Annotated in this window: 8 protein-coding genes and 1 pseudogene; 5 read left to right on the plus strand and 4 right to left on the minus strand. The window is 65.9% G+C overall.

Annotated elements, in window-relative coordinates; translation table 11 throughout:
* Positions 1-2: 2 nt before the first annotated feature.
* Positions 3-674 carry a DsbA family protein gene (locus tag AC1D00_RS24890; protein WP_404558503.1) on the minus strand — a complete coding sequence of 224 codons (672 nt, stop codon included), beginning with the start codon at positions 672-674 and terminating at the stop codon, positions 3-5.
* Between the two features lie 140 nt (positions 675-814).
* Positions 815-1,306 carry a DUF721 domain-containing protein gene (locus AC1D00_RS24895; RefSeq protein ID WP_027543646.1) on the minus strand — a complete coding sequence of 164 codons (492 nt, stop codon included), beginning with the start codon at positions 1,304-1,306 and terminating at the stop codon, positions 815-817.
* Positions 1,307-1,502: 196 nt separating this feature from the next.
* On the opposite strand from AC1D00_RS24895, the gene mutY reads away from it, so the two are divergent.
* Both mutY and AC1D00_RS24905 read left to right on the plus strand, forming a co-directional pair.
* Positions 1,503-2,642 carry an A/G-specific adenine glycosylase gene (mutY, locus tag AC1D00_RS24900; RefSeq protein ID WP_477012470.1) on the plus strand — a complete coding sequence of 380 codons (1,140 nt, stop codon included), beginning with the start codon at positions 1,503-1,505 and terminating at the stop codon, positions 2,640-2,642.
* 52 nt (positions 2,643-2,694) lie between these two features.
* The gene (locus AC1D00_RS24905; protein WP_027543644.1) at positions 2,695-3,114 is read left to right on the plus strand and encodes a PaaI family thioesterase; all 420 of its coding nucleotides are present in this window, start codon (positions 2,695-2,697) and stop codon (positions 3,112-3,114) included.
* Between the two features lie 176 nt (positions 3,115-3,290).
* Here the strand turns inward: AC1D00_RS24905 and AC1D00_RS24910 are convergent, their stop codons facing one another.
* The gene (locus AC1D00_RS24910; protein WP_477012471.1) at positions 3,291-4,577 is read right to left on the minus strand and encodes a flavin-dependent oxidoreductase; all 1,287 of its coding nucleotides are present in this window, start codon (positions 4,575-4,577) and stop codon (positions 3,291-3,293) included.
* Positions 4,578-4,706: 129 nt separating this feature from the next.
* Between AC1D00_RS24910 and AC1D00_RS24915 the strand changes: the two genes are divergently transcribed.
* Positions 4,707-5,327 (plus strand): glutathione S-transferase family protein, encoded by a 621-nt coding sequence (locus AC1D00_RS24915; protein ID WP_135177865.1) that lies wholly within the window; start codon positions 4,707-4,709, stop codon positions 5,325-5,327.
* 24 nt (positions 5,328-5,351) lie between these two features.
* On the opposite strand, the pseudogene AC1D00_RS24920 reads toward AC1D00_RS24915, so the two are convergent.
* Positions 5,352-6,236, minus strand: a pseudogene (locus AC1D00_RS24920) (LysR family transcriptional regulator); the annotation flags it as partial.
* A gap of 90 nt (positions 6,237-6,326) precedes the next feature.
* Between AC1D00_RS24920 and AC1D00_RS24925 the strand changes: the two are divergent.
* Together AC1D00_RS24925 and AC1D00_RS24930 are read left to right on the plus strand one after the other, a co-directional pair.
* A complete protein-coding gene (locus AC1D00_RS24925; RefSeq protein WP_477012472.1) occupies positions 6,327-6,770 on the plus strand; it encodes a nuclear transport factor 2 family protein in 444 nt (147 codons plus the stop codon).
* 576 nt (positions 6,771-7,346) lie between these two features.
* The coding region (locus AC1D00_RS24930) for a HAMP domain-containing methyl-accepting chemotaxis protein (RefSeq protein ID WP_477012473.1) at positions 7,347-9,005 on the plus strand (1,659 nt) is incomplete at its 3' end.

Below are 9,005 nucleotides of genomic sequence, written 5' to 3' on the forward strand. Positions count from 1 at the left end.
AATCAGCTCTTCAGCAGCGGATTGATCTTCTTGGCGAATTCCTCGAACGAGGTCTCGCCCTTGATCTTCTCGCCGTTGATGAAGAAGGTCGGCGTCGAATCGACCTTGAGAATGTCGCTGGCGTATTTCTGGTCGGCGGCGATCTTGTCGAGCAGCGCCTGGTCCTTCAGGCAGGCTTCGACCTGCTGCTGGGTGAGGCCGGCCTGCTTGCCGATCCGCGTCAAGGTCTCGGTGGTGTTCTTCATCACCCAGTCGTTCTGCTGGCGGAACAGCATGTCGGTGACCGCGAAGTATTTCGGCGCATCGCCATTGGCGATGCAGCGCGACAGCATCGAGCCGGCGGCGGCTTTGATGTCGAGCGGGAACTCGCGGAAGATGTAACGCACCTTGCCGGTGTCGATGTATTCGGACTTGATCTTGGGGAACACCTGCTCGTTGAAGGCCGCGCAGTGCGGGCAGGTCATCGAGGCATATTCGGTGATGGTGACGGCGGCGTCCTTCGGGCCGAGCGCCATGTCGGGCAGCGACACCGGCTTCGCCACATCGCCGGCGGCCTGCGCCATGGCTTCAGGGATCATGGCTTCGGAGATCAACCGCAAGGGGGAGAACCCGGCGACCGCGGCAAGCCCGGTCAGCGACAGCATCGTGGTGAAGGCGCGGCGGGTGATGATCAAGGTCGGCTCCCGAATTGGCGTGGTCTTGCCCCAAGGTCCTTATCAAGGTTCCCGTTTGGGCGGCCTGTCGCTAGCTTGAAACGTGGTTTGAGGCAATGGCGGGCCGCAGGAACCGGTCCAGATTGGCCGCGAAATGAGGCTCAATTTCGCTTGATGGCGGCGCCGAGCCGCGCCAGTGCCGACTTGAGCTGTTCATCTTCGATGTCGCCCAGGCTCTCCTCCACCTTGGCCACCGATTTGGGGTCTGGCGGGCCGGGCCGCGCTGGCCGCCGGACGCGGGACAGTGGGGCCTGGCGGAAGGCGAGCTTGCCGACCGCGCTCCAGCCGAAGAAGCGGTTCACCCGTTCCAGGATCACATCCGCGGAATGCTGGATCTCCAGCGCCATCGGCCCCTCGACCCGCAGCACCAGCGTCGCCGGCTCCTGCGGCTGGCCCTCCACCGGCCGCGGCCATTGCATCTTGAGCGGCTCGGCATGGGCCGCGATCTCCGGCCCGGCAATCTGCGCCCACCGCGTCACCAACTCGCGCGCGGCAAAGCCCTGCTTGGCATATGCTTCGGCAAAGACGTCGTTGAGCAGCAGCGACAGCGGCTTGGCGCTGATGGGGCCGGGCTTTGGGGGGAATTTGGACATCGGGCCTTATACCACCTCGAAGCGCGAGCCACAGGCGCTTCGCTATCATGGCCGGCATAGCCGTCCGAAGGACGGCGTCGCTTCCGCTCGCCTATGTCCCGGCCATCCACGTTCTTCGCGGAAGAAAGACGTGGATGCCCGCGACGAGCGCGGGCATGACGTGGAGAGATTGGCGTGACCTCGTTACACTGAGGGGATGAGCCCGAGATCTGTCCTCAAGGCCAAGCCGGAACCGGTGCAGCCGGAAGTGTCGTCGCGTCCGACGCTGCTCCTCCAATGGTACGACCGCCACCGCCGCCGATTGCCCTGGCGGGCCGGGCTCGGCGAGGTGTCGGACCCTTACCGGGTCTGGCTGTCGGAGATCATGCTCCAGCAGACCACGGTGAAGGCGGTCGGGCCCTATTTCGAAAAATTCGTCGCGCGCTGGCCTGACGTCACGGCGCTCGGCCGGGCCTCGCAGGACGACGTGCTGCGGATGTGGGCGGGGCTCGGCTATTACTCCCGTGCGCGCAATCTCCATGCCTGCGCGGTCGCGGTGACGCGCGAGCATGGCGGCGTCTTTCCCGACACCGAGGAGGGGCTGCGCGCGCTGCCGGGCATCGGGCCATACACCGCGGCTGCGATCGCGGCGATCGCCTTCGATCGCCGCACCATGCCGGTCGACGGCAATATCGAGCGCGTGGTGTCGCGCCTGTTCGCGGTCGAGGAGGAGCTGCCGCAGGCCAAGCCGCTGATCCAGCAACTGGCGGCGACGCTCCTTGCCGATTCCGGCACCGGCGACGAGACGTCTCGCGCGGGCGACAGCGCGCAGGCGCTGATGGATCTGGGCGCCTCGATCTGCACGCCGAAGAAGCCGGCCTGTTCGCTGTGTCCGCTCAATGAGGATTGCCTGGCGCGGGCACAGGGAACGCAGGAGACGTTTCCGCGCAAGGCGCCGAAGAAGAGCGGGACGTTGCGGYGGGGCGCTGCCTTCGTGGTGACGCGCGGCGAGGAGCTGCTGGTCCGCAGCCGGCCCGAAAAGGGTTTGCTGGGGGGCATGACGGAAGTGCCGGGCTCGGACTGGCTCGCCGGTCAGGAGGACGCGACGGCGAAGCAGCAGGCGCCCGCGCTGAAGGGACTGTCGCGCTGGCAGCGCAGGGTGGGCGTCGTCACCCACGTCTTCACGCATTTTCCGCTGGAACTGGTGGTCTATACCGCCAAGGCCGAAGCCCGCACGCGGGCACCCGCGGGCATGCGCTGGGTGCCGATCGCGACGCTGGCCGGGGAAGCACTGCCCAACGTCATGCGCAAGGTGATCGCGCACGGATTGGACCTTCCGCCGGCCGCATCCTCCTGACACCATGCTGTCAGCAGGGCCGCGTTAACAGGGGCGACACGGAGGCTCCCCGATGGTCAAGACCGCGCTCGACAACTTTCCCAGGCCGCCTTGCGCCGAGCTGCTGGGCTGGCGCCTGCTCGATGCCCGTCCGGAGGAGGGCTGGATCAAGCTCGGTTTCGAGGGCAAGCCCGAATTCTGCAATCCAGCGGGCTTCATCCAGGGCGGCATGCTCTCGGCCATGCTCGACGACACCATGGGCCCCGCCGTGCTGGTGATGAGCGAGGGCCGGCTCTACACCACCACCATCAGCATGACCGTGAATTTCCTCAGCCCCGCCAAGCCCGGCCCGATCATCGCCGAGGCCAGGGTGACGCAGCTCGGCAAGACCGTCGCCTTCGTCGAGGCCAAGCTGATGACCGAGGATGGCACCGTGCTTGCCACCGCGACCGCCAGCGAGCGGCTGCTGGAAGCGGCGCGGGTGGTGCGATGATACCGGCGCGGTGGGCCTTCTTTATGCTGCTCGAATATGCGCCAGACCAATCCCGTCGGGCTCGGTTACGCTATCCGCGCCCTCAACAAGCTTAAGCGGATGTCGTCGACGTTGGGCGGCCGTCGCTCCGCGTAACGCGCGCCCGTCAACGGCATGGCGGAGTGTGGGGCAACGACCTAGGTGCTCGCGCGTCTCGCATCGGCGTGCCGCGGCACGATCGGCGGCTTGGCATTCAGCGCTTCCACCTGGAACCCCGCGACGCGCTTGTAATTGGCGGCGATGTCTTCCAGCTCCTGCTGCGACAGCACATCGGTGACGACCTCAAAGCCGTCGGGCGCGCGCTCTTCGACCAGTTGCATCACCTGCTCGGGGCCGTTCTTGCGGTTGAGCAGGACGAGGTCGGTGGTCGCGGGCCTCCGCTCGGCTTCATAGGCGAGCAGCGCCGCCTGCGTCGGGCCATGCGCCAGGACCTCGCGGGTGATGACGCGGGCATCGAGGATCGCCTGCGAGGCGCCGTTCGATCCGATCGGGTACATCGGGTGCGCGGCATCGCCCATCAGTGTGACGCGGCCGAACGTCCATCGCGACACCGGATCGCGGTCGACCAGCGGATATTCATAGGCGTGCGGGCAGTTCCGGATCAGGCCGGGCACGTCGAGCCAGTCGAACTGCCAGCTCTCGAACCACGGCAAGAACTCCTCCAGCCGCGCGGTGCGGTTATAGTCCTCGCGCCGCCACTGATAGGTCGGCGGCATGTGGCGCTCGGCGACCCAGTTGATCAGATGGTTGCCCGCCGCATCCGGCACCTTGCTGATCGGATAGCAGACGAATTTCAGGATCTCGTGCCCGGCCATGATCATGGTTCGGCCGGTGAGGAATGCCTTTGCCGGCGTCACGCCGCGCCAGAGGATGCGACCGTTCCAGATCGGCGGTCCTTCATCGGGATAGAGCTTTTCTCGTGCGGCGGAATGGATGCCGTCGGCGGCGATCATGATCGCGCCTTCGTAAGTGCCTGCGGCTTTGCCGGTCGCCTTGTCGACGAAATCGGCGCGGACGCCATCGGCGGTTTCGCTCCAGCCGGTCAGATGGTGGCTGGTGAGGATGTTGTCGCGGCCGAGCCGCTCGATCGCGGTGTCGAGCAGGAGCTGCTGCAGCGTGCCGCGATGGATCGAGAATTGCGGCCATTTGTAGCCGGCCTCCAGCCCGCGCGGCTCGCTCCAGATCGGCTTGCCGTACTTGGAGAAGTAGGCGAGCTCGCTTGTGCGCACGCCGCTGGCATCGAGCTTGTCCATCAGCCCGAGCTCGATCAGCTCGCGCACCGCATGCGGCAGCACGTTGATGCCGACGCCGAGCGGCTTCAGTTCCGCGACACTCTCGAACACTTTTACGGGAACGCCGATTCCGTGCAGGCTGAGCGCAAGCGTCAGCCCGCCGATGCCGCCACCGGCGATGAGTACGGTCATGACAAAAACCCCTCCAATTGTGTGCGTCTTGGCACAGGCGGGCGGATGTGGGCAACTGCGAAGAGGATGTCGTGCTATGGACCTCGGGGCCGGCAGCCGTTAGTTTCCAATTTTCCCATGAGGTCCGACATGCTCAAGCTCTACTACGCCACAGGCACCTGCGCGCTCGCCACCTACATCACCTTGGAAGAGGCCGGCGCCGACTACGCGGCCGAGCGGCTGAGCTTCAAGGACAATCAGCAGAATAGCCCGGACTATCTCGCCATCAACCCGAAAGGCCGCGTGCCCGCGCTGGTGACCGACCGCGGCGTCCTCACCGAGACGCCGGCGATGCTGGCCTACATCGCGCAGACCTTTCCCAAGGCGAAGCTCGCGCCGCTCGACGATCCCTTCGACTTCGCCCAGGTGCAGTCGTTCAACTCCTATCTCTGTTCGACCGTGCACATCAACCATGCGCACAAGATGCGCGGCGCGCGCTGGGCGACACAGGAGAGCTCGTTCGCCGACATGAAGGCGATGGTTCCGAAGACCATGGGCGCCTGCTTCGCCCTGATCGAGCAGAAGATGTTCAGGGGACCCTGGGTGATGGGCGATCAGTTCACGATCTGCGATCCCTATCTTTACACGCTGTCGACCTGGCTCGAAGGCGACAGCGTCGACATCAACGCCACGCCGAAGATCGCCGATCACTTCAAGCGGATGTCGGACCGGCCGGCAGTACGCAAGGTGATGGACGCGCAGAAGGCGTAGGTAACTCTCCGCTGTCGTCCCGGCCGTCTCCAGCATCAGCCGCCGCAGCCAGATCGAGCCGGGGTCCATCTGCGCTCGCGTCGGATAGAACATGAACTGCTCGTCGATGCCGGGGTCGAGCGGTGGGGTCACGGTGACGAGGCCAAGCTGCTTCGACAGCGCCGCGATCAGCCGGCGCGGCACGAAGGCGACGAGGTCGGTGCGGGCGGCGACGTGCAGCGCCTCGAGATAGCCTGACACGACGAGGGTAATGTGCCGCTCGATGCCCTTGGCTCGCAGCCAGGTGTCGATCAGGTCCTCGCTATTGCCCCGGATGATCACGCCGACATGGCGCGCGGCCAGGAACGTCTCGCGCCGCCTCAGCTTGGCTCCCACGGGATGGCCGCGCCGCACCGCCAGCGCGTCGCTGTCGGTGTAGAGCAGATGGCGGTGAAAGCCCTTGAAGGCGTTGCCGATCGAGATCACGAGGTCGATGGTGCGGGCGAACTCGGCGTGGAAGATCGCAGGCCCCCGCCACGGCACCACGTCGACACGGACATTGGGCGCGGCCCGCGTCACCTTCTCCATCAAGGTCGGCATCAACAGCTCGACCGCGAGATCCGGCATCATCAGGCGGAATTGCCGCTCGCTGCGCGCGGCGTCGAATTCATCCGGCACGAACAGCCCGCGCACCTGATCGAGCGCCTGTGCCAGCGGCGCGCGCAGGGCCTGCGCCCGCGGCGTCAGCTCCATGCGCGCGCCGGTGCGCACCAGCAGCGGGTCGCCGAAGATGTCGCGCAGGCGTTGCAATGCGTGGCTCGTCGCCGGCTGTGACAGGCCGATCCTCATGGCCGCGCGGCTGACATTGGCCTCGCGCAGCAGCGCGTCGAGTGCGGTCAGCAGGTTGAGGTCAAGCGAATTCAAATTCATGGGGTGAATAGATATCATATTCGCTATCGATTTGAAGAATGCTGATCGGCGGACGATGATCTCCACGAGGCCACACACGGAGATGCTGCCATGAGCACTGCTGCCAACAAGAAACTGATGCAGGATATTTTCGCCGCCGCCGCCAACCCCGATCCTTCCGCGCGCGACCGCGCATTGTTCACCGCCAGCCTCGCCGACGACGCCAGATGGGTCGTGACCGGCCAGTATTCCTGGTCGCGCACCTTCACCGGCAAGGAGGCGATCCTCAACGATCTGCACGGCTATGTGCGCACCCGCCTGCGCGACCGGACGCGCACCGTTGCCCACCGCTTCATCGCCGATGGCGACATCGTCGTGGTCGAAGCCAAGGGCGACAACGTCACGCCGGAAGGCGTGCGCTACGACAACGATTACTGCCTGGTGTTTCGCCTGGAGGGCGGCAAGATCAAGGAGATCCGGGAATATTGCGACTCGATCCTGACCGAGAGGGCGCTCGGCCCGTTTCCGCAAACACCCGTGAGGGCTGCGAGCTGACCGGATCGAACGACGTCGCGTCCGCCGACCGACCCGGTCCGTCACGGTCGTCGATGGTCGTGCGGGCCTGGCGGACGCTGGTGGAGATCATGCGGGTCCGGCGGGAGCGGTCCCGGGCCCGGTGTCAGTTCGCTGCCATGACCGAACGGGAGCTGCAGGACTGCGGGATGTCCCGGTCGGAGATTGCATACGAGCTGCATAAGATCGCCGCGAAAAATCGGATCGGAAGGGACGCGGCGCGTTGCCTCGGCTCCGCTGGAAGCGGTCGAGAACGCTTGGCAAAATGACGCAGGGGCGGCCTGACGAACGTCCACCGGGGCGGCGCATGCAGCGATCTGCATGCGCCTGCGGGCCTTGCGCCAAAACCTTGCGCAACTGCCGACAAAATCAGCAGGTTTTGTGCGGGCCTGTGCGCGCAGGCGCGAAGAATCAGAAGGTTCAATTAACGAGTGTCCTCCATTGTGTCGCGGTGCAGCGTAGGTCGCCGAGAAGCGACTCGCGGCTGCCAGGGGGGCCGGTGACGATCGCCGGACGTTCGGCCGCTCGAATTCACATGCATCTGGGTGGACAGTGGGAATGCCGAAATTTCGTTTGCGGATCAGGGGACGCCTGTACGCAGGATTCATGGCCTTGGTGGCGGTCGGTCTGKTGATGGCGGTGGTCGCCGTCTGGAACTTGCGGGCCGTGCAGGATCAGGTCGCAAAACTCTCGGCGTTCTCGGACAGCACGGCGCGGGTTCTGGAGATCTCGACCCATCTCCAGGCGATCCAGCGGGCCAATCTGCGCTACATCTACGACGCCAGCGAACCTGCGATGAAGGAAGCCTCCGAACGGGAAACCGCGGCGACCGAGCTGTTGCAGGTCGGGGCCAAGGGGACCGCCTCCGAGGAGCGGCGCAAGCTCTACAACGATCTGATCACCGACATCGCCAGGATGCGAAGCCTGCGTGACAATCTCGGTGACGCCGTCAACGAGGCGAGAACGGGCAAGGCGACGTTGCTGCCGAGCGGCGACGAGCTGACCGTCAAGATGGGCAAGCTGGTCGATGCGGCGCGCGCGGCCGTTGACGAAGACACCGCGGCCCTCGTTGCGGACCTCGAATCCAGGCTGCTTCTCGTCCAGATCGCCAACTGGCGTTTCCTTGCCCTGCGCGACACCAAGGGTCCTGCCAACTTCAGGACGAATGTGGACAGGGCCATGCAGCGGCTCACGGCGCTGGAAAAGAGCCCGCAGGCGACCGAATTGCGCGCTACGCTCGCGCCGGTGAAGACCTCGCTCGGAATCTACAAATCGGCGTTCGAGACGACGTCGGCCGCGATGCTCCAGGCCGACGAGATCTACCACAAGAACCTCGCGCCGCTCATCGTCGAGAGCATCGGCAAGCTCAAGGTCGCGGAAACCGCCCTGAAGAAGGATTACAAGGACTCGCGCACCACCGCCGAAGCCGTGATCGAGGGCACGACCTCGGTGCAGGCCGTCGCGGGCGGCCTCGCCGTCCTGTTCGGATTGATCGTCGCCTTCCTGATCGCCCGCAGCATCGTGGGTCCTCTGACCTCGATGACGCGCGCGATGGGGCTGCTCGCCGGCGGCAATCTCGAGGTCGAGATTCCCGGCCGCGGCAAGGCCGACGAGATCGGCGACATGGCCAAGGCGATCGAGGTGTTCAAGACCAACATGGTCGACACCGAGCGCCTGCGCGCGGAGCAGGTCGAGGTCGAGGCGCGGCAGGCGGAGAGCCGCAAGAAAGACATGGTCCGGCTCGCCGACCAGTTCGAGCAGGCGGTCGGCGAGATCGTCGATACCGTGTCGTCGGCGTCGAACGAGTTGGAGGCCTCGGCCGGCACGTTGACCACGACCGCTTCGCGGGCCCAGGACCTCTCCACCGAGGTCGCCAGCGCCTCTCAAGAGGCCTCGGCCAACGTGCAGGCGGTTGCGTCCGCGACCGAAGAACTCTCCTCCTCTGTCGGCGAGATCGCCCGCCAGGTGCAGGAATCGGCGCGGATTGCCAGCGAGGCCGTGGGGCAGGCGAGCAGGACCAACGACCGGGTCGGCGAGCTCTCCAAGGCCGCCGCCCGCATCGGCGACGTGGTCGAGCTGATCAGCACCATCGCCGGCCAGACCAATCTGCTGGCGCTGAACGCCACCATCGAGGCGGCGCGCGCGGGCGAGGCCGGCCGCGGCTTTGCCGTGGTTGCCTCCGAGGTCAAGGCGCTGGCCGAGCAGACCGCGAAGGCC

The sequence above is a fragment of the Bradyrhizobium sp. P2_E8 genome (assembly GCF_056403875.1).